Here is a 307-nt window from a genome sequence, read left to right on the forward strand (position 1 = left end):
AACAATAATAGGAATTACTTTGTTGCGAATTCAAGGGCTTAATCTTTTTAAAAATATACAACGTGAATTTACCCAAGGACATACACTAAAAAATCATATAATGGATGATGCCTTCATCACTCTTGGTGCGTTTTTGCTTATTCTTCCAGGTTTTGTAAGCGATGTCTTAGGAATATTACTCCTTATTAAACCAGTCCGTGGTATTGCCTGGTATTTACTTTCATCACTTAGAAATAAAATGAATAAACATAATAAAAACAGTACTAAGACCCAAAATGAGTCTGAGGAAATAATCGATCTGAAAGCA

Annotated in this window: 1 protein-coding gene; it reads left to right on the forward strand. The window is 32.2% G+C overall.

The window, feature by feature from the left end; all coding sequences use genetic code 11:
• Positions 1-307: FxsA family protein (locus ACFIO5_RS11960; protein WP_375705528.1), on the forward strand; the 307-nt coding region annotated here is incomplete at both ends.

Source organism: Bartonella sp. AA86SXKL (genome assembly GCF_042196885.1).